16 protein-coding genes and 5 tRNA genes are annotated in these 21,683 nt (G+C 45.6%); all 21 read right to left on the bottom strand.

The features are described from left to right. Positions 1–8: 8 nt before the first annotated feature. Positions 9–320, bottom strand: a complete 312-nt coding sequence (gene rpsJ / locus G493_RS0112025) for a 30S ribosomal protein S10 (RefSeq protein ID WP_028580586.1) — start codon at positions 318–320, stop codon at positions 9–11. Between the two features lie 520 nt (positions 321–840). Then, entirely contained in the window at positions 841–2,919 is a 2,079-nt protein-coding gene (gene fusA, locus G493_RS0112020) for an elongation factor G (RefSeq protein ID WP_028580585.1), read from the bottom strand. A gap of 130 nt (positions 2,920–3,049) precedes the next feature. Further along, positions 3,050–3,523 carry a 30S ribosomal protein S7 gene (gene rpsG, locus G493_RS0112015; RefSeq protein ID WP_028580584.1) on the bottom strand — a complete coding sequence of 158 codons (474 nt, stop codon included), beginning with the start codon at positions 3,521–3,523 and terminating at the stop codon, positions 3,050–3,052. A 30-nt stretch (positions 3,524–3,553) separates the two neighbouring features. Beyond that, positions 3,554–3,925 carry a 30S ribosomal protein S12 gene (gene rpsL, locus G493_RS0112010; protein ID WP_028580583.1) on the bottom strand — a complete coding sequence of 124 codons (372 nt, stop codon included), beginning with the start codon at positions 3,923–3,925 and terminating at the stop codon, positions 3,554–3,556. A 110-nt stretch (positions 3,926–4,035) separates the two neighbouring features. Next, a complete protein-coding gene (gene rpoC / locus G493_RS0112005) occupies positions 4,036–8,103 on the bottom strand; it encodes a DNA-directed RNA polymerase subunit beta' (RefSeq protein ID WP_028580582.1) in 4,068 nt (1,355 codons plus the stop codon). A gap of 69 nt (positions 8,104–8,172) precedes the next feature. Next, the gene (gene rpoB, locus G493_RS0112000; RefSeq protein WP_153306498.1) at positions 8,173–12,246 is read right to left on the bottom strand and encodes a DNA-directed RNA polymerase subunit beta; all 4,074 of its coding nucleotides are present in this window, start codon (positions 12,244–12,246) and stop codon (positions 8,173–8,175) included. A 207-nt stretch (positions 12,247–12,453) separates the two neighbouring features. Further along, positions 12,454–12,837 carry a 50S ribosomal protein L7/L12 gene (gene rplL, locus G493_RS0111995; RefSeq protein ID WP_028580580.1) on the bottom strand — a complete coding sequence of 128 codons (384 nt, stop codon included), beginning with the start codon at positions 12,835–12,837 and terminating at the stop codon, positions 12,454–12,456. Positions 12,838–12,902: 65 nt separating this feature from the next. After that, the gene (rplJ, locus tag G493_RS0111990; protein ID WP_028580579.1) at positions 12,903–13,421 is read right to left on the bottom strand and encodes a 50S ribosomal protein L10; all 519 of its coding nucleotides are present in this window, start codon (positions 13,419–13,421) and stop codon (positions 12,903–12,905) included. A 222-nt stretch (positions 13,422–13,643) separates the two neighbouring features. After that, positions 13,644–14,348, bottom strand: a complete 705-nt coding sequence (gene rplA, locus G493_RS0111985; RefSeq protein ID WP_028580578.1) for a 50S ribosomal protein L1 — start codon at positions 14,346–14,348, stop codon at positions 13,644–13,646. Positions 14,349–14,417: 69 nt separating this feature from the next. Continuing rightward, positions 14,418–14,843, bottom strand: coding sequence for a 50S ribosomal protein L11 (gene rplK, locus G493_RS0111980; protein WP_028580577.1), 426 nt, complete (start codon positions 14,841–14,843; stop codon positions 14,418–14,420). A 27-nt stretch (positions 14,844–14,870) separates the two neighbouring features. Further along, positions 14,871–15,434 (bottom strand): transcription termination/antitermination protein NusG, encoded by a 564-nt coding sequence (gene nusG, locus G493_RS0111975; RefSeq protein ID WP_028580576.1) that lies wholly within the window; start codon positions 15,432–15,434, stop codon positions 14,871–14,873. 15 nt (positions 15,435–15,449) lie between these two features. After that, entirely contained in the window at positions 15,450–15,725 is a 276-nt protein-coding gene (secE, locus tag G493_RS32160) for a preprotein translocase subunit SecE (RefSeq protein WP_028580575.1), read from the bottom strand. 60 nt (positions 15,726–15,785) lie between these two features. Continuing rightward, a tRNA-Trp gene (locus G493_RS0111965) sits at positions 15,786–15,862 on the bottom strand. Between the two features lie 6 nt (positions 15,863–15,868). Next, positions 15,869–16,018: a 50S ribosomal protein L33 gene (gene rpmG / locus G493_RS33000; RefSeq protein ID WP_084813555.1), complete on the bottom strand. Its 150-nt coding sequence runs from the start codon at positions 16,016–16,018 to the stop codon at positions 15,869–15,871. A gap of 105 nt (positions 16,019–16,123) precedes the next feature. After that, positions 16,124–17,314: an elongation factor Tu gene (gene tuf / locus G493_RS0111960; RefSeq protein WP_028580574.1), complete on the bottom strand. Its 1,191-nt coding sequence runs from the start codon at positions 17,312–17,314 to the stop codon at positions 16,124–16,126. Positions 17,315–17,379: 65 nt separating this feature from the next. Further along, positions 17,380–17,454: transfer RNA gene (locus G493_RS0111955), tRNA-Thr, on the bottom strand. Between the two features lie 51 nt (positions 17,455–17,505). Next, positions 17,506–17,581, bottom strand: a tRNA-Gly gene (locus tag G493_RS0111950). A 52-nt stretch (positions 17,582–17,633) separates the two neighbouring features. Beyond that, positions 17,634–17,718 (bottom strand) — tRNA-Tyr (locus tag G493_RS0111945). Positions 17,719–17,776: 58 nt separating this feature from the next. Further along, positions 17,777–17,852 (bottom strand) — tRNA-Thr (locus G493_RS0111940). A gap of 242 nt (positions 17,853–18,094) precedes the next feature. Then, positions 18,095–19,303: a quinone-interacting membrane-bound oxidoreductase complex subunit QmoC gene (gene qmoC, locus G493_RS0111935; protein WP_028580573.1), complete on the bottom strand. Its 1,209-nt coding sequence runs from the start codon at positions 19,301–19,303 to the stop codon at positions 18,095–18,097. A 121-nt stretch (positions 19,304–19,424) separates the two neighbouring features. Then, positions 19,425–21,683 (bottom strand): FAD-dependent oxidoreductase, encoded by a 2,259-nt coding sequence (locus tag G493_RS0111930; protein WP_028580572.1) that lies wholly within the window; start codon positions 21,681–21,683, stop codon positions 19,425–19,427.

Here is a 21,683-nt window from a genome sequence, read left to right as displayed (position 1 = left end):
AAGATTTCTTACGGGAGTTTGATCTCTACGTCCACACCTGCTGAGAGTTCCAGCTTCATCAGCGCGTCAATCGTCTGTTGAGTCGGCTCAAGTATGTCAAGCAACCGACGGTGGGTTCTCATTTCGAACTGCTCTCTGGATTTTTTATCCACATGCGGTGAACGAAGTACTGTATATTTATTGGTACTTGTAGGCAGAGGAATCGGGCCGGCAATAGTCGCGCCTGTTCTTCTTGCAGTTTCAACTATTTCTCGCGTTGAAAGGTCAAGCAGTTTATGATCGTATCCCTTCAACCTAATACGGATCTTATCAGCAGGAATCATAGTACTCCTCTTATTCGATAATTTCGCTGATCACACCAGCACCGACGGTACGTCCACCTTCCTAACCTGCTGGCAAAATGCGCAGTAAAAAGGGGGGCGATCATTCACCAGTGATGTGCACTTATCACCAGGCATAACAGTTCCACGCTATTACAAAGCGTGAAAACGCCCGTTACGTCGGTGGTCCTGAAGTAAAATCGAGGGACGCTATCCATGTATATGGATTATGCGGCCCACCACACTCCTTTGTCAGGATGTATGCCTCGGCCTTATTTTAATATGCGGTTCCAATTCTATAGTGTCGTGTTTCCACCGACAATTACTACCGCTGATACATCTTCAATTACGAAAGCAATGTGTTACTGTAATAATGCATAGCCAGTACACACCGTTTCAAATACGGACCTCTGTCCTCACAGCTACTAATAAAGATAGCCCTGGAATGGAGAGGATAATACCATTACAGATCCAGAGAGAAAAAATGCTGCTCATTTAACCTTGCGAGACTCAAAACAAACTATACACCGCGAATCTTGCGTATGATTTCTTCAGCTCTCTTTGCTGGAACCTCTGTAAATTGTGCAAATTGCATACTAAAAGTAGCTCTACCCTGGGTAGCAGACCTCAAATCCGTCGAATACCCAAACATCTCTGATAGTGCAACCCTAGCTTTAACAACTTGCCTATTATTATCCGCTTCTACCCCTGCTACATGTGCACGCTTTCTGTTGAGATCATTTATAACATCCCCAAGATATTCCTCAGGCGTTATAACCTCCAACTGCATCAACGGTTCCAGTAAGCGAGGTTCTCCATCCATCGCAGCTTTACGGCATGCCATGGTTGCAGCGACTCCGAAGGCCATTTCAGTGGAACGTTCTTCATCATACGATCCACCAACCAGATGGGCTTCAACATCTATAACGGGGTAGCCGATAAGCGGCCCTGAATCTAGACTGTCAAGCACACCCTTTTTAATGGCTTCAATATATTGAGCCGGAATTGTCTTCGTATCAACTGCAGAATGAAAACTTTTTCCACTGCCAGGCTCGGCTGGGCGAAGTTCAATTTCCACATGACCATACTGCTCTTTGCCAGTAGTAAGAGTTTCAAACCTGCCTTCACCAAGACCAACACTGGTAACCGTCTCACGATAGGCTACCTGCGGCTTACCGATATTAGCTGACACTTTAAACTCCCGTATCAACCGATCAACGATAATCTCCAGGTGTAACTCTCCCATTCCTGATATAATTGTCTGCCCGGTATCTTCATTAATAGACACCTTGAAACTGGGATCCTCTTTCATAACCTTATCGAGACTTTCAGCCAATTTAGCTTCATCAGCCTTGGATTTAGGTTCAATAGCAATCCCTATAACAGGCTCGGGAAAGATCATCTCTTCCAGAACGATAAAATCTCCACTGGAACAGAGAGTGTCACCTGTAGTGGTGAATTTCAACCCGACTACAGCACCGATATCTCCGGCACATAGCTCTGTAACTTCCTCACGCTTATTGGCGTGAAGCTTTAATAATTTTGAGATTTTTTCCGATTTTCTCTTTACAGGGTTGAACATTTTCTGCCCAACCTTAAAAGAGCCGGCATAGACCCGAATAAATGCCAGGCTGCCAACAAACGGATCAGACTGCAGTTTAAAAACCAAACCACAGAACTGTTCACTCCTCACAGGTTTCCGGATAAGCGGCGCACCGTCCTTATCCTTTCCCTCAACAGGGGGTACATCTACGGGTGATGGGAGATACCAAGCAATGGCGTCAATTAACGGCTGTACCCCTTTATTTTTAAAAGCTGATCCACACAGCACAGGGACTATTTGCCGATCAAGCGACGCTTTCCTTAAAGCAGCTCGCAACTCACCGGGAGTGATCTCTTGTTCATCTAAATATTTTTCCATGATCCCCTCATCGAAGTCGGCCAACTTCTCGAGGAGTATCATCTTGGCGGCCGATGATTCGCCTTCTAATTCATCAGGAATTGGCTCTTCAGTAATTTCCATACCCAAAGAGTCTTCATCAAAAGTCAGGAACTTGTACTCAATCAAGTCAATGACACCACGAAAGGTGTCTTCGCTCCCGACGGGCAGCATAACAGCTACAGGATCAGCCCCTAAACGCTCTCGCATCTGAGTGAGACATCGATCAAACGAAGCCCCAATACGATCCATCTTATTCACAAAAGCAATTCGTGGAATCTTATACCGATCGGCTTGCCGCCACACCGTTTCCGACTGTGGCTCAACACCACCAACGGCACAAAAAACCGCTACGACCCCATCCAACACTCTCAGGCTACGCTCCACCTCTACGGTAAAGTCCACATGCCCTGGAGTATCTATTATATTAATAACAAAGTCTTTCCACAGACAGGTCGTAGCAGCAGAAGTAATGGTAATACCACGCTCCTGCTCTTGCTCCATCCAATCCATGACAGCATTTCCGTCATGGACTTCTCCGATCTTATGAGATTTTCCAGTATAAAAGAGAATCCGTTCAGTTGTAGTGGTTTTCCCCGCATCTATATGCGCCATAATACCAATATTGCGCACGTTGGATAACGCATCCGCACCAGCCACAATGTTCACCTATTCTCAATGATCTCATTTTTAGATTTAAAATCCAAACAAAAAAATGCTGCTCTATTTACATCATTTACAAAGCAGTGTCAACACTTTTTCGCTTGCAAGTTGCATTTTTTATTCGACACTACCATCGATAGTGAGCAAACGCCTTGTTCGCTTCAGCCATTTTATGGGTATCATCTTTCTTTTTCACAGATGCACCACGACTATTGAACGCGTCAAGCAACTCGGCAGCCAATTTATCAGCCATGGATTGGCCGGATCTGTTTTTCGCAAACCCTATAAGCCAACGGATCGCCAACGCATTCCTACGTTCAGGGCGAACCTCAACAGGCACCTGATACGTCGCGCCACCAACACGACGACTCTTAACCTCAATACGAGGTCGAACGTTTTCCATAGCTTCTTCAAATACAGACAGCGGTTCTTGGTCTGCCATCTTCTGTTCTATGATATCCATAGCACCATAGAAGATATTTCTTGCAGTATTCTTCTTCCCGCTCTCCATCAGACCATTGGTGAACTTGGACACCAACACTGAATTGTATCGAGGATCTGGACTTACCGGACGTTTATCTAATAATTTCTTTCTTGGCATAATATTCCCTACGGCGCAATAAACAGCGAATTACTTAGGCCGTTTCGCTCCATATTTGGATCGACCTTGACGACGATCATTAACTCCCAGCGTATCCAGAGTACCACGAACGATGTGATAACGAACACCAGGAAGATCCTTTACACGACCACCCCGAATCAACACAACGGAGTGCTCTTGGAGATTATGGCCAATACCAGGTATATAAGAAGTCACCTCGATCCCGTTTGTGAGCCTCACCCTCGCAACCTTACGAAGAGCTGAGTTAGGTTTTTTAGGCGTCGTGGTGTATACACGCACACAAACTCCCCGTTTTTGAGGACAGTTTTGCAGTGCAGGGGTATTTGACCGCTTACTAATTTTTTTTCGTCTATTACGGACGAGCTGATTAATTGTGGGCATTCAAACCACTCCTTTACAAAATAGTCGATCATGCATCTGTGTAACAGAAAATGAGCACGAAAGGTTGGATATTTAAACTATATACGTTGAAAGGTCAAGTTAAATTTCAATCAATTTTCCTTGGCGATTCTGTATCTCGCAAGACCGGTACCGGCAGAAATCAAACGACCCATGATGACATTCTCTTTCAAACCGGACAGATCGTCAATCTTACCAGCCATTGCGGCATTGGTTAAGACTTTGGTGGTTTCCTGGAAAGATGCGGCAGATATAAAGGAATCCGTAGACAAAGACGCCTTTGTAACACCTAACAATAACGGTTCTGCACTGGCCGGCTGCAAATCGCCTTGAGCAATAAGCCGTTCATTCTCCTCCTGGAATTTCCACCACTCGACCTGTTGGTCAAGCATAAAGACAGAATCTCCAGGGTCTGTAATGCGAACTCGTTTAAGCATCTGCCTTACTATGGTTTCAATGTGCTTGTCATTGATCTTAACGCCTTGCAGACGATAAACTTCTTGAATCTCGTTCACTAAAAACCTTGCCAATTCCTCAGCACCAAGTACCTTCAGGATGTCGTTAGGCAGGACCGAACCTTCCATTAACCGCTCGCCTGCCTGAACGTGATCACCTTCATGTACAGTGATATGTTTCGCTTTGGGAACAAGATATTCCATGGGTTCGCCTGTCTCAGGGGTAACAATAACCCGCCTCTTCCCTTTGAGATCCTTGCCAAAACTCACCAGGCCGTCTATTTCACTGATAACTGCCTGCTCTTTTGGTTTACGTACCTCAAACAGTTCGGCAACCCTCGGCAAACCACCGGTAATATCCTTGGTTTTAGTTGTCTCTCGTGGAATTTTAGCTATAACAGTACCAGGAGTAATTATATCATGCTCATCAACAGTGATAATAGAACCTACAGGAAGTGGGTAACGAGCCGCCAATTCACTCTCCTGTAATTTCAACGTTCTTCCGCGTTCATCTTTAATGGATATACGGGGATTCATCTGCTTGGTCGAGGTCACGGTTGTTATCACCTTACTGGCTTTTCCTGTGATCTGATCCACGCGTTCCTGCATAGAATCACCTTCGACAACGTCACCATATTTAACCTTACCACCGACTTCGGCCACGATAGGTATTGAAAAGGCATCCCAGTCAGCCAGAACACTGCCAGGTTCCACAGATGCACCATCTTCAATCCTGAGCACTGCACCATATGGTACAGGGAAACGCTCCCTGTCCACACCTTGATCGTCTAGCACAGTAATTTCTGCATTTCTGTTCATAACTACTAGAAATCCATCCCTATTGCGAACTGAATGCAGATTCTTGCTTTGGATGGTTCCACCACGTTGAGATCGTACTTCGGCCTGCTCAACAGACCGGCTTGCAGTACCACCGATATGGAAAGTACGCATGGTCAGCTGGGTACCGGGCTCACCAATTGACTGGGCAGCTATAATCCCCACCGCCTCACCAATATTTACCATATGCCCGCGTCCTAGATCGCGACCATAACACATAGCACAAACACCGCGTTTTGCTTCGCAGGTGAGTACGGAACGAATCATTACTCGATCGATACCTGCTGCTTCAATGGCTTCGACTTTATCCTCGGTGATCTCCTCATCCATTTCGACAAGGACCTCTCCAGAGTGGGGATCAACAACATCCTCCAGAGCAACACGACCTAATATACGCTCACCGATTCGAACGATAACCTCACCACCCTCAATAAGTGGTTCAGCCTTGACACCACGCATTGTTCCACAGTCTTTCTGAACAATCGTGGCATCCTGAGCAACGTCGACCAATCTTCGGGTTAGATATCCGGAGTTGGCAGTCTTCAAAGCTGTATCAGCGAGTCCTTTACGCGCACCATGGGTCGAAATAAAATACTCAAGGACGTTAAGTCCCTCACGAAAATTGGCTTTAATTGGGGTCTCAATAATCTCACCTGATGGTTTGGCCATCAAGCCTCGCATACCTGCCAGCTGTCGAATCTGATCTTTAGAGCCTCGAGCGCCGGAATCAGCCATTATATAAACAGCATTGAAACTTTTGATTTCCTCGATTTGTCCATTTTTATCAGGGGTGAACTCAACAGCCATCTCATCCATCATCTCTTTGGTGATTTTATCCGTGGCTTTGGACCAGATATCGATGATTTTGTTGTATTTCTCACCATCAGTGATCAAACCGTCACTGTATTGCTGATCAACTTCGGCAGCTTCCTTCTCCGCATCCTCAACAAACTCTTCTTTACGCACCGGAATTTTCATATCGTTGATGCATATGGATATCCCGGCCAAGGTTGCATTTTCATAGCCGAGATCCTTCAGACGATCTGCAAGAATTACAGTATCCTTGGTGCCGGCATGACGATAGGTGTAGTCAATGAGAAATGCGAGTTCCTTTTTGGCAAGCTCTTTGTTGACCAGGGAAAAAGGTACGCTGTCAGGCAGAAGTTCACCAACAATGACACGACCGACAGTGGTCGTTACCATTTTGCCTTTAATTCGTGCGTGAATCCTAGCCTGCAAATGCACAGCACCGTGATCATATGCTATACGGACCTCAGCGGGACTACCGAATCGCCCGCCTTCTCCTGCAACGCCAAGGCGTTCTCTGGTCATGTAATACAGCCCAAGGACAATATCCTGACTAGGAATAATAATCGGGCCACCATTGGCAGGACTGAGGATGTTGTTGGTGGACATCATCAACACTCGCGCCTCAACCTGTGCCTCGACGGATAATGGCACGTGCACTGCCATCTGGTCACCGTCAAAGTCAGCATTAAATGCTGCACAGACAAGCGGATGCAATTGAATAGCCTTTCCTTCTATCAAAACAACTTCGAAAGCCTGCATACCGAGGCGATGAAGAGTCGGTGCCCTGTTGAGAATAACAGGATATTCACGTACAATGTCATCAAGAACGTCCCAGACTTCCTTGGCACCTTTTTCAACCATTTTCCGGGCACTTTTAATGGTTGTCACATATCCTTTACGTTCAAGGCGATTGTATATAAAAGGCTTAAATAGTTCCAGTGCCATCTTTTTAGGCAAGCCGCATTGATGCAGACGCAAATGGGGACCGACAACGATAACCGAACGACCGGAGTAGTCGACACGCTTACCAAGAAGATTCTGACGGAACCGCCCCTGCTTCCCTTTGAGCATGTCTGAAAGAGACTTCAATGGTCGCTTGTTTGGTCCTGTAATGGTGCGGCCTCTGCGGCCGTTGTCAAACAGAACGTCGACGGCCTCTTGTAGCATCCGTTTCTCGTTGCGAATAATGATGTCGGGCGCATCAAGTTCGAGCAGGCGTTTAAGTCGGTTATTACGATTGATTACACGCCGGTAAAGATCATTGAGATCTGATGTGGCGAACCTGCCACCTTCAAGGGGAACGAGAGGACGTAAATCTGGTGGAAGGACCGGAATAACCTCCAAAATCATCCACTCAGGCTTGTTGCCGGAATCCCTGAACGCTTCAACGACGGTCAATCTCTTACCGTATTTGGCACGTTTTGTAGCGGAACCCGTGGTCTTCATCTCTTCGCGCAATGTCTCGGACAGCTCTTTGAGGTCAAGATCCATGAGCATTTCACGAATTGCTTCGGCGCCAATACCAACTCGAAATTGCCCGGGATACAGATCCAGGGCACTCCGATACTGTTCTTCATTGAGCAAAGAGCCGACAGGTAAATCTTCTACCTCTGAAGTTACAACAGCATAGGATTCAAAATAGAGAATACGCTCCAGCTGCTTCAGAGTCATGTCAAGAATCGCGCCTATTTTAGAAGGAAGACTCTTGAGAAACCATATATGAGCAACTGGCGCTGCAAGTTCAATGTGACCAAGTCTCTCCCGGCGAACCTTAGACTGGATAACTTCAACACCGCATTTCTCACAGACAACACCTCTGTGTTTCATGCGTTTATATTTACCGCAATTACACTCGTAATCCTTCACAGGCCCAAAAATTTTAGCGCAAAAGAGGCCATCACGTTCAGGCTTGAAGGTACGGTAATTGATGGTTTCCGGCTTTTTAACCTCACCGTGGGACCATTCTCTGATTTTTTCAGGGGACGCCAGAGAAATTTTTACTTTATTAAAACTGACTGGCCCTTTTGGTTTAGCAAAGAAATTGAACAGTTCTTCCACGAAATCACCTATATATTGTCTATTAAATCCGTCTGCAGTTGTTTACCAGAGTTATATACGCCAGGGGCGCTATTCCTGCAGTTCCACATCAAGGCAGAGCCCTTTGAGCTCTTTGACGAGAACGTGAAAGGATTCAGGAAGACCAGTTTCCAAGAAGTTGTTTCCTTTAACAATTTTCTCATACATGGTTGTTCGTCCCTCCACATCGTCGGATTTAACGGTAAGGAATTCTTTCAGCGTGTAGGCTGCACCATATGCTTCCATAGCCCACACTTCCATCTCACCAAGCCGCTGTCCGCCAAACTGGGCCTTACCTCCGAGCGGCTGCTGTGTTACTAGAGAATACGGTCCTGTTGAACGAGCATGGATTTTATTGTCTACCAAATGGTGGAGTTTCAGCATATACATGACCCCAACGGTAACCTGGTTATCAAAGGCCTCACCTGTTAACCCATCATGTAATGTTGATTGCCCGACCTCGTCAACGCCGGCCTCGACAAGCATTTGCCGTATTTCTGATTCAGAAGCACCATCAAACACCGGTGTCGCAACATGCAAGCCGTATTTCGCTTTACGTGCAAAATCCAGGAGTTCGTCATCAGTGAGATTTTCCATGATACGACGTCGCTCATCTTCGCTATAAATACGCTGCATCTGCTCTTTTACAAGTTCGAGTTCTTTGCGACGAGCAAGAAGGGATAATTTCTCACCAAGCCTTTTAGCAGCAAAACCGAGATGACATTCAAGTACCTGACCGACATTCATACGCGAGGGTACACCTAGAGGATTAAGAACGATATCTACAGTTGTGCCATCAGCGAAAAACGGCATATCCTCTTCAGGCAAGAGACGGGAAACAACACCTTTATTACCATGTCGTCCAGCCATTTTATCACCAACCGCAAGCTTACGTTTCGTTGCAACATAAACTTTAACCATCTTTACTACACCAGGAGGCAGGTCATCGCCTTTTTCCATCCGTTCAACAATCCCTTCGTACCTGGCTCGTACAATGTTAGCCTGGCTTGAATAGCGATTAAATATAGCCTCCATTTCTCCAAGATATTTGGCTTTTTCGGAGAAATCCAGACTGGACAGCCTGTTAAATTCTACTTGTTCAATAATCCCAGATGTCAACTGCTTGCCGAGTTTCAGGATAACATTCCCCTGCTTGTCAAGAACATCGCTTTTTGCAGTCCTGCCATCGAGAAGATCACCAAGGGCCTTACGAACACCCTTTTTCAGACTTTTCAGTTCATCTTCCATGTCGCGATTGAGTCTTTCAATCTCAATCTCCTCGATCATGAGAGTACGTTCGTCTTTGTCGACACCTTTCCTGGAAAACACTTTTGCATCAATAACAACCCCTTCAACGCCAGGAGGGACACGAAGAGAGGAATCTTTTACATCACCTGCTTTTTCACCAAAGATAGCACGAAGCAGTTTTTCCTCAGGTGACAACATACTTTCACCTTTCGGAGTTACCTTGCCGACAAGCATATCTCCAGGGCCGACTTCAGCCCCAATGCGGACAATTCCCGAGTCATCAAGATTACGCAACCCCTCTTCTCCGACATTTGGGATGTCCCTTGTGATCTCTTCTTTTCCAAGCTTGGTGTCTCGAGCCATGGTTTCAAAAATCTCAATATGAACGGAAGTAAAGGTATCTTCTTTGAGAAGCCGTTCATTAACAAGTATCGAGTCTTCGAAATTATATCCGCGCCAAGGCATGAAGGCGATGGTAACATTTTTACCAAGCGCTAATTCGCCAAGCTCACAGGAAGGACCATCTGCAAGAACGTAGCCTTTGGTTACTCTCTCCCCAGGCAAGACCAATGGTTTCTGGTTAAAACAAGTGTTCTGATTTGATTTTTTATATTTGGACAGCCTGTATACACCAACACCTGTATCAAATCCATCAACTCCTGGTTCATCATAACGAACTACGATACGGCAGGCATCAACCTCTTCAACCACACCGTCACCACCTGCAAGAAGACATGCCCCTGAGTCTTGTGCAACGTATTTTTCAATACCTGTTCCCACCAAAGGAGACCGGGTACTCAAAAGGGGAACAGCCTGCCGCTGCATGTTAGATCCCATGAGCGCACGGTTGGCGTCATCGTTTTCCAGAAAGGGAATAAGAGAAGCAGCAACGGAAACCAATTGGTTAGGAGCTACATCCATCATATTGATATCATCAGCAGCTACCATTGAAACTTCATTTTCCTGCCGAGCGATGAGATAATCGTCGGCAATGAAATTACCTTCAAGGTTAACTTTGGCAGGCGCAATGGTAAATTCCTCTTCCTGAATAGCAGATAGATACTTGTAATCATCTGAAACTCTGCGTTCCTGAACATACCGATAAGGGGTTTCAATGAAACCGAACGGATTGACAGTAGCGTAGGTAGCCAAAGAAACGATCAACCCGATGTTTGGTCCCTCAGGTGTCTCTACAGGACATATTCTACCATAATGGGTAGGATGAACGTCACGTACTTCAAAACCGGCACGTTCACGAGACAAACCACCCGGTCCCAATGCGGACAACCTTCTTTTATGAGTGACTTCCGACAACGGATTGGTCTGGTCCATGAATTGAGATAATTGGGAAGTACCGAAGAATTCCTTAATGGCTGAAGTCACAGGTTTTGGATTAACCAGGTCATGGGGCATCAGAGTTTCTATTTCTTGGAGAGTCATTCGCTCTTTGATAGCTCTCTCCATACGAACAAGCCCCATACGATACTGATTTTCGCACAATTCACCGACAGTTCGTACACGTCGATTTCCAAGGTGATCAATATCGTCGCCGTCTTTTAACTCATCTTTGATATGAACGAGATGTTTTACACCTTTAAGAATGTCTTCCTTGGTCAGTGTTCGAACTTCAATTGGAGTATCGACATTCAACTTGGTATTAATCTTATAGCGCCCGACTTCTGATAGATCATAGCTTGCAGGATTGAAAAACAGATTATCAAAAAAGTTTTGTGCAATTTCGGCAGTTGGAGGACTGGATGGTCGCAGTCGACGGTATATCTCTATCAACGCCTCTTCTTTATCGCGTACTTTGTCTAGAGAGAGCGTTTTACGAAAAGATTCGGTAACGTGAACGCCGTCGATAAACAGTACTTTAAATGAGGTAATCTGCTCTTCAAGTAAAGACTCGAGGAAAGCTTCGGTTACAGGTTCATTGCAGAAACCTACAATCTCTCCAGTAACCGGACTGATAACATCTTCAGAAAAGTAGCGTCCGAGAATATCCTCAACCTGAATTGGCAATGAAGTGATGCCGCTATCACTGATACGACGGGCAAGGGCTTTGGATATTTTACGTCCCTTTTTCCCTAAAACATCACCTGAATTAGGATCAATGAGATCGTTCTGCAGTCGCTGACCGGTAAAAATTACAGGATCATAATCTACGGAAAAAGAGTGGTCCCCAACCTGAATTGTCTGCTCGTGATAAAATTCACCCAACAATTCCTGGTCACTATAACCGAGGGCTTTAAGAAGCACTGTGACGGGAAGTTTTCTGCGTCGGTCAATGCGAACATAAAGGACGTCTTTCACATCAAATTCAAAATCCAGCCAAGAGCCTCGGACAGGAATTATTCGAGCAGAATACAAACGCTTGCCGGAAGAGTGGGATTTCCCGTTATCATGGGTGAAGAACAGTCCAGGAGAACGCTGTAACTGATTGACCACAACTCGCTCGGTACCATTAACAACGAAGACACCATCTTTTGTCATGAGCGGGAGTGCACCAAGAAAAATTTCCTGTTCTTTAATGTCCCGAACAGATTGCGCCCCGGTTTCCTCATCGACGTCAAAGGTGATCAAACGTACGGTAATTTTAACTGGAACTTCAAAAGTCATGCCTCTTTCAATGCATTCTTCAACCGTATACTTGGGTTCACCGAAATTATAACGGACAAATTCAAGAGAGCATAATCCATTAAAATCAGTTATAGGGAAGATGTCTTGAAAAATCGCCTGAAGCCCATGCTCCTTACGCTCATCAGGTGGTACATCCCTTTGAAGAAAATGCTCGTAAGATTCTCGCTGCATAGCTATGAGATGTGGCGGTTCAACTATGTGACTTGTTTTGGCAAAACTCTTACGTACTCTTTTCATGTATTCCCTCGAAATTTTCCGCGAAATATAAGCACTGGCGATTACGGCTAATCACAAGTGCCTAATTTAAGGTAAAAAAACAGACAAGACTGAAACTCTTTCCTGTAAACACAGCAACGCTACAGGATTCAACATCCTGTAGCGTTACCTCGTAAACTGAAGTGACTGCGTCGAGGCCGTCCTCGACCAGTGCTGTCTGTGAATAGCTTATTTTATCTCTACTGTACCGCCAGCGCCTTCAATCTTGGTTTTGATATCTTCAGCTTCTTCTTTGGTAACACCTTCTTTGATTGGAGATGGTGCTTCCTCAACCAGAGCTTTAGCTTCTTTAAGACCAAGAGAGGTAATAGCGCGGACTTCTTTAATTACTTTGATTTTCTGATCACCGGCATTGGCCAGGATTACATCAAATTCAGTTTTTTCTTCTGCTGCAGCGCCTGCATCACCAGCAGGTGCCCCAGCTGCTGCAACGGCTACGGGAGCGGCTGCAGATACACCAAATTTCTCTTCTAATTCGGTGATGAGCTCAGAAAGCTCAAGAACGGTCATATTGGAAATAAATTCAATTACATCTTCTTTTGTTACAGACATGATAATTCCTCCTGGGGGAATGTACAGTGTTCATCGCCATAAACGCAGGCATTATGAACAACATATTAATTTTCTTTTTGATCTCTGATTGCACCCATCGCGTAGACGAGTTTCTGCGGAATAGCATTAAGAACACGTACAAACCCTGTGGGAACAGCATTCATTGTACCCAACAGTTTAGCAAGGAGTTCTTCTCTGCTTGGCAGTTTAGAAAGAGCCACTACATCATCGGCGGTGAGAAGTGAGCCTTCAAGACCTGCACTTCGAATCTGCAAATTTTCATTGTCCTTGGCAAATTTAGCCAAGGCCTTTGCAGCACCAACAGGCTCATCAAAACTAACCGCTACAGCCGTTGTTCCGGTAAAATATTCAGCCAGAGCCTCATATTCGGTACCTTTCACAGCTAATTTCAGCAGTGTGTTTTTTGCAATCTGGAATTGTGCGTTGTTTTCACGAAGATTGCTGCGCAATTCTTCCAGTTCCGTAACCTTGAGTCCGCAGTAATCTGTAACTACAGCGAACTTAGCCTTGGAAAAGGTTTCGTTGAGCGCACTGACCAGATCGGTCTTTTGATTGCGATCCAACGGTATTTTCCTCCTAATAAGGTTTAAACGGGACTGTCAAAGATGCAGACAGGAGAATTATCAAGACGTAATCGTTTGATCTCAAGGTATCAGCTTTCGGCCTCGGCAGGACATCTTTCGATGTTTAAACATTACGTTCCTGCTGTCTTTGACCTTCCCAGGTTTTACAGTGCACCACTCAGGTGCACTGTGTATATAAAAACGTGCTATGACACGTGTTTATTATTTAATTAACCCTCTTACCTGGAGAGTGTCTACCTTAACACCAGGTCCCATCGTAGTTGAGAGAGCTATTGTCTTAAGATATACACCTTTACTGGTAGAAGGCTTCAATTGGATAAGCTTATCTACAAAAGCAGTGATATTCTGTTGCAGTTTTTCGGCTCCAAAACTTGCTTTTCCAATGGCAGCATGCACAACACCTGCTTTATCAACACGGAAGTCAACTTTGCCCATTTTAACTTCTTTGACCACACGATCGATATCAAAGGTAACGGTGCCAAGTTTGGCGTTTGGCATTAAGTTACGTGGTCCAAGAATACGGCCTATTTTGCCCACTTCACCCATCATATCAGGTGTAGCAATGGTTTTGTCAAATTCTAGCCAGCCATCTTTTATTTTGGAAACAAGCTCATCAGAACCGGCATAATCAGCACCGGCAGCGAGCGCTTCGGCCTCTTTATCACCTTTAGCAAAAACAAGAACCCTAACTTCCTTACCAGTACCGTTAGGTAATATGACACTAGACCGTACCATTTGGTCAGCATGACGAGGATCTACGCCCAGTCGTACAGCGATATCGACGGACTCATCAAATTTCGCATATTTAGCATTAAGTACCAGTCCAATGGCCTCTTCAAGGTCATACAGTTTGGAACGATCAATGTTTACAGCTGCATTCTTATAATGTTTACCACGCTTTGGCATTGTATTCACCCTATATAAATTCTCCCCGCTGCAATGGGTACTGCAGGGGTAAACGAATCGGCCTGTTGCTTATTTTACAACAGTGATACCACAACTACGTGCGGTGCCTTTCACAATATTGATAGCCTGCTCAATTGTATACGCATTCAGATCAGGCATTTTAATTTCAGCTATTTCCCTGATTTTATCCTCAGAAAGTTCCGCTACACGTTCTCGCTTTGGATTACTGGAGCCTTTTGCCAAACCAGCAGCTTTAAGCAAAAGCACAGAAGCTGGTGGTGTTTTGGTAATGAAGCTGAATGAGCGATCCGCGTAAACGGTAATAACAACGGGTATAATAGTATCCCCAACAGACTGCGTCTGAGCGTTGAACGCCTTACAAAAGTCCATAATGTTGACGCCATGCTGACCGAGCGCAGGGCCAACTGGTGGAGAAGGATTAGCCTTACCAGCGGGTATTTGCAGTTTAATATACGACTGTATTTTCTTTGCCATTTTTACACCTACACGAGCTTTCGCACGTTAATTTTTACTTACCTGAATATATTCAAGTTCAACAGGAGTAGATCGTCCAAAAATAGAGACCATAACCTTGACCCTACCTTTATCGGGATAAACTTCTTCAATAACGCCCTGAAAGTTTGCAAAGGGGCCATCTACAACGCGTACGACATCGCCTTCTGCAAAAACCACTTTCGGCTTCGGCTTATTGGCACCCTCTTCCATACGGCCAATTATCTGCATGGCCTCTTTATCAGTAAGAGCAGGTATACGTTTATAAATATCCTTCTCTGCCCCGGCCTGGGAAACATTAACACCAACAAAACCTGTTACCCTGGGTGTTTCCTGAACAGTATGCCAACTGTGTTCATTCATTTCCATATTGACCAGGATATAACCGGGAAAAAACTTTCGCTCGGATGTCTTCCTGGAGCCTTTTACCATCTCGACCACCTGCTCCGTAGGCACCAGTATTTCACCGAACAACTCTTCCTGTCCGGCCATTTTGACGCGCTCTTCAAGCGTTGCCTTGACCTTATTCTCGAAGCCGGTGTGGGTATGAATTATGTACCAGTGCTTAGCCATAAGTACGTAGGAGAATCAAGAATTAATTATGAATGTGACGAGTTTGCCAAGAAGAAGATCAACTGTACCGAGATATGTGGCAATAATGACGACCAGCAACACAACAAAGCCCGTCAATCCAGTTGTCACCTTTTTAGTAGGCCAAGCGATTTTCTGAAACTCAGCCTTAACTTCCTGGATAAAAGCTCGTATGCCGGATGGGGTCAGGTACGAATGCTGTTCTTTCTGGTTACCTTCAGCTTTGACAAGCTGCTTAGCTTTAACGCCACGGGATTTCTTTTTAGCTGCCATGTTCTTCGCTGTATTTAGTTGTCACCAGCCGACTCGGACGACCCACGCTTTGAAAAAGCATGGCAGGCCAGGAGGGACTCGAACCCCCAACCCCCGGATTTGGAGTCCGGTGCTCTACCAATTCGAGCTACTGGCCTGCAATATTATTTTGTCTCTTTGTGCGGAGTATGCGTTTTGCAAAACGGACAGAATTTTCTCAATTCCAACTTATGCGGAATAGTCCGTTTATTTTTGGTAGTGGTATAATTTCGCTGCTTACACTCCTGGCAAGCTAGCGTGATTATGTCTCTCATGATAAACCCTGATAGAGGAACTGCAGCCGGGACAAGCCCGGCTGCAGTAATTCACTTGATTGTTACCCCGCCAGTTCCCTGGCAAAACAGGTAAAATGTCAATCACTATTCGATGATCTCACTAACAACACCTGCTCCTACGGTACGACCACCCTCGCGAATAGCGAAGCGAAGTCCAGCCTCCATAGCGATAGGAGTGATAAGCTCACCAATGATATGGATATTATCGCCGGGCATTACCATCTCTACACCCTCTTCAAGGGTCACCACTCCAGTAACGTCGGTTGTTCTGAAATAGAACTGAGGACGATAACCGTTAAAGAAAGGAGTATGGCGCCCGCCCTCTTCCTTGGTCAAGATGTAAGCCTCAGCTTTAAATTTCTTATGAGGCGTAATACTACCTGGCTTAGCCAAAACCTGGCCACGAACAATCTCTTCACGCTTCACACCGCGAAGAAGTGCGCCAATATTGTCACCAGCCTGCCCCTCATCAAGCAACTTTCGGAACATCTCAACGCCGGTACAGGTTGTCTTGGCGGTATCACGAATACCAACGATTTCAACTTCATCGCCAACCTTCAAAACACCACGCTCAATACGTCCAGTAGCAACGGTACCGCGCCCGGAGATTGAAAATACATCCTCAACAGGCATCAAGAAAGGCTTGTCAATATCGCGCTCTGGCTCAGGCACATAGCTATCCACAGCTTCCATGAGTTCCCATACACATGCAGACTTATCTGCATCGTCAGGATTCTCAAGAGCAAGCAACGCAGATCCTCGAACGATAGGAATATCATCGCCTGGGAAATCATACTTGTCGAGCAGCTCTCTCAACTCCATTTCTACCAGTTCGATCAACTCCTCGTCGTCAACCATGTCGCATTTATTCAAAAACACAACAATCGCAGGCACGCCAACCTGACGAGCAAGCAAGATATGCTCACGAGTCTGAGGCATAGGGCCGTCATCAGCGCCCACTACCAGAATAGCGCCATCCATCTGAGCAGCACCAGTAATCATATTCTTGATATAGTCAGCATGGCCCGGACAGTCAACATGCGCATAGTGGCGCTTCTCTGTTTCGTACTCTACATGAGCTGTCGCAATTGTAATACCACGCTCTTTTTCTTCAGGAGCCTTGTCGATTTCGCTAAAATCCGTAAAAGCTGCCTGCCCCTTTGTAGACAATACACGGGTAATTGCTGCAGTCAGAGTCGTTTTGCCATGGTCAATGTGCCCAATTGTTCCAACATTGACATGCGGCTTAGTCCGCTCAAATTTTTCCTTTGCCATTTCACGTCTCCTCGGACAAAAGTTCAACATGACTCAGTCGACAAAATAGGCAATCGACTGACACATGGAGCCCACGACCGGACTTGAACCGGTGACTTCCTCCTTACCAAGGAGGTACTCTACCACTGAGTTACGTGGGCCCTATATTATTTGTGAAATACTCTTACAAAACGTTCCTAAAACTAAACCATTGGAGCGGGAAACGAGACTCGAACCCGCAACCCTCAGCTTGGAAGGCTGATGCTCTACCAATTGAGCTATTCCCGCTCACGTCAGGCTAACACTACCGGAACGACGATATTCATTGACCAGGTATAAGTGGTGGAGGGGGGAGGATTCGAACCTCCGAAGGCTCCGCCGACAGATTTACAGTCTGTTCCCTTTGGCCGCTCGGGAACCCCTCCACTTATATATTTCAATCCAGCTTTCTACAGAGAGAGCAAAGCTGGCTACAACGCAATCTGGAGCTGGCGATGGGACTTGAACCCGCAACCCCCTGATTACAAATCAGGTGCTCTGCCAGTTGAGCTACGCCAGCGCTAACCCTATCATTATACAGCCTATTTAAAATCTTGTCAATAACTTTTTTCTTTATTTTTTAATTTCCTGAGATGCCTTTATCTTGATCCACTCTCATGCGGAAAGTATCAATTCTCTTCAGTGGCAGACATCTCATTGGCTGCTAAAGTTGGAGGGCTGTTATACACTACTGAGCATGAATTGCAAACAAAAAAGCCGAGGACAAAGTCCTCGGCTTCATTTTTTTCCTAAACAGCGTTATTACTGGTTCAAAGGGTTCTTCACATAGGCTGAATCACGATACCGCTCGAAAGCCATGGCAAATGTGCGATATACAATATGCGCGAACTTGGTAAAAGGCATGTAAAGGAACAACATCATGACAGATACAAGATGCAGATAATAAACCACATATCCAAGTGAAGGGATACCGAGAAGCCGTAACAGCTCAGCCGCAAGACCGGTAACACCAACCCCTGCTATCATCCAGATCAAAAACCAATCATAAAAAGTATTTGTAGCTTTTCCTGCAGCTTCCATTTTAGCACGATTCATCCAGAGAATGCCAATACCTACAAGCAAAGCGATTGCAGAAACATTGGCAAGCAATTTGACTGGATTCCACATGGAAATAGGCCCGTGCATGGAGGGTATAAAAATTCCTATGACGTCCTGGGTGAACAACGAATAGCAAGTAACGATAAACAGACCAACAAAGGAAAGCAGGAGTGGTAAATGTCCTCTGACGCGATCTGCATTAACAGTACATTCTTTAAAACGTCTGTGTTCTAAGATTTCCTTCAATGCAGGGTACAAGAAATCTTTAATAAAAGTTGGGATAGACGGACGATAGGGAGCTTCCGTAGTACCAAGGCTCTCTTCCATCTTTGTCCACATTGCAGATAATCCTTTATACACTGAGTACACTGCAATACCCACAGATGTAAGCATTATCAGATCTATGAACAGAACGTTTTTGGCAAGTAAACGCCAATCCCAGTGACCAAAAAATTGCGTGTAACCAACATGTGCAAATTTTTCACCGCTTGGAATATGCATACCACCAGAGATTATCCACAGCATAAAAATTGTCAATGCTGGTATACCAATCAGCATTGGCAGATTCTTTGCGGAAGTGCAAAGTTTGGCAAGCCCGGAAGGCCAGCCATAGTGTTGGTAGGCATAGGCACGAATTGCACCAAGGACATCACCGGGTTTAGCACCTCGCGGACACATTTCAGTACAGTCACCGCACTGATGGCAAAGGAATACATTCGGGTCGGCAATCAGTTTGTCTTTCATTCCCCACTGTGCCAGTATCATCTCCCGGCGTGGAAATGGATTACCATCTTCGGAAAGCGGGCAGGCAACAGAACAGGTAGCACATTGATAACACTGTTTCAGTGTATCTCCACCGGCCTCCTTCATCGCTTTGATGAAATTTAAATCAGGTTGCACGTTCATAGACATTTTATCCTCCTGTCATGAAATATGAGATCGTTCATATGTCAGATTTATTGCAGCACCACCAAACAAAAAGCTTATCACCGCCTGTTGGTGATAACAGGCGGCAATTTCATTAACAGGGAATTTAGAAGCCCTTGAACGGATTTGGTCCCAGCTCAATGATTTCTTCAACGAACTCATCAATGATAGCTGGAATCTTATCGTAATCGGAAATGGCGATTTCCCTAACCCCGCAACGCTCCGGCTCAAGACCGAGGGAGCCAAGGGTTTCACCGATATTTTCCATACGTTTGGTAGCAATTTCAGAACCTTTCACAAAATGGCACTGATAGTCATCACCATACTTACAACCAAGCAGCAATGCACCGTCCATTCCTGAGGACATGGCGTCTTTAATCCATACCATATTCATGGAACCAAGACAGCGAACAGGGACAAAACGGACCAGGGTATTCATGCTGTTTCTGTGCATACCTGACATATCAAGCGCAGGGTATGCATCGTTTTCACAAACAAAGACAATAACACGAAGTTTATCTTCGTCATCATCTGGAACTTCAATGGATTTAACCATAGAACCGATCATATCAATGCTGTAGTCAGCAAAGTTAATGATACGTTCTGGACATGCACCCATACAGGTCCCGCAACGACGGCATCGAGTAGGATTGGGCAATGGAGTACCCTTTTCATCATCATCAAGAGCACCGAACGGACATTCCTCAGTACAGCGTTTACACTGTGTACAACGAGAGAAGAAGAAGTCTGGATAGGTCTGGTCTCCGGAACGAGGATGAACAGAAACACCACGGTTAGCAGATTCAATACACTGAATTGCTTTCAGAGCCGCACCAGTAGCATCGTCTATGGTTTCTTCCATGTTTTCTGCTTTACGAACACCACCACAGGTGTAGACACCGGTACGTCTTGTCTCGTAGGGAAAGCAGATGAAATGAGAGTCAGCATAGCCGTCAAACAGATCAAGATCAAGGAAAGCGGGTCCCTGGCGGTAGGCCAGGTTGATGGTAGGTTTGGCGACAGTTGTTGGAACCATACCAGCGGCAAGAACGACCATGTCAACATCAATGACAAGATCTTCGCCAAGGAGACTGTCTTCAGCAGTAACAGCGAGTCCAGCACCAGAAGCTTCAACCTTGGTTACCGCTGCCTTGGTCATGAATACACCGTCTTTCGCTTGCATGTTTTTATAAAAATGCTCAGCATTACCAGGTGTACGCATGTGCTGGTATAAAATAAACGCCTGACCGTTTTCAGGATTGTCATCCACAACATAATTTGCCTGTTTCAGGGCAACCATGGAGGTAACGGAGTTACAGTAAGGGAAATCCTTGTCGTCATCCTTGGCACCAGGACTCTGAATAAAGGCTACCTTGGCAGGCACCTTACCCTGTTTGGCGAGTTTTTCAAACTCAGCATTGGTAACGACGTTCTGCAGTTGGCCGTATCCAAGGTGTTCATACTCTGAAACATCGGCTGGTACCCAGCCTGTAGCAAGTACTACTGAGCCAAACATTTCGCCATCAGGATTCAGTTTGGTATATTTTTCCATACCGGCATTGGGATCTTCCAGTTCACCTTTATCGATCTTCTCCTGCATATCTACAGTTACGCGAGAAGGTGCATCCCAGGCGGTTTTGGTTCCTGAATCTTTGAAGGTCACGTTGAACTTGCCTGGGGCGCCGGCAATACGGGCGACTTCAGTACCGGTTTTAACAGTGATTTTTGAATCAGCCTGCACATCTGCAATCATCTGTGCGATATTCGGTTCTTCCAGTTCTGCATAAGGATAATTGGTGGGGAACATTTTCCGCCATCCAAGTGCCTTACCGCCAAGCTGTTCTTCTTTCTCTACGAGGGTAACATCGTATCCTGCTTTGGCAGCTTCTTTTGCAGCTGTCAAACCAGCAATACCACCACCCATAACAAGAATGGATTTATTTATGGTTTCCAGTTTGTATGGTTCGGGCTTGGCTGTTTTCAAGGCCCGGGTAACAGCCATACGAACATAGTCCTGCCCAAGTTCGTTGAGGTATTCTGCAGCTGTTTCGGCTTCTTCTTCTGCAGGTTCACCAGCGACCCATGCAACATGCTCTCGCAGGTTGCCACGAATGGTAATAGTCTCTTCACCGAAGTTGAACTCTTCCTGCATAACACGTGGAGAACAGGCACACACTACGATGGTATTCACGCCGTTATCGGCGATATCTTTTTCAATGAACGCGCGTCCGGATACACCGCAAAGGCATTCATGGTCTTTCATTTCGATACCGGTTTCAGAAGCAACGTCCTTCAGTCCATCAATATCGAGTTTCTCTCCTATACCACATCCAGTACAGAGATAGGCTCCGTATACTTTATCCAT

Origin of the sequence: Desulfogranum japonicum DSM 18378 (assembly GCF_000429945.1) — a bacterium.
GTDB classification, from domain to species: domain Bacteria; phylum Desulfobacterota; class Desulfobulbia; order Desulfobulbales; family Desulfobulbaceae; genus Desulfogranum; species Desulfogranum japonicum.
Note: the sequence above shows the minus strand (reverse complement) of the source record. Positions and strands in the feature narration are given on the sequence as shown.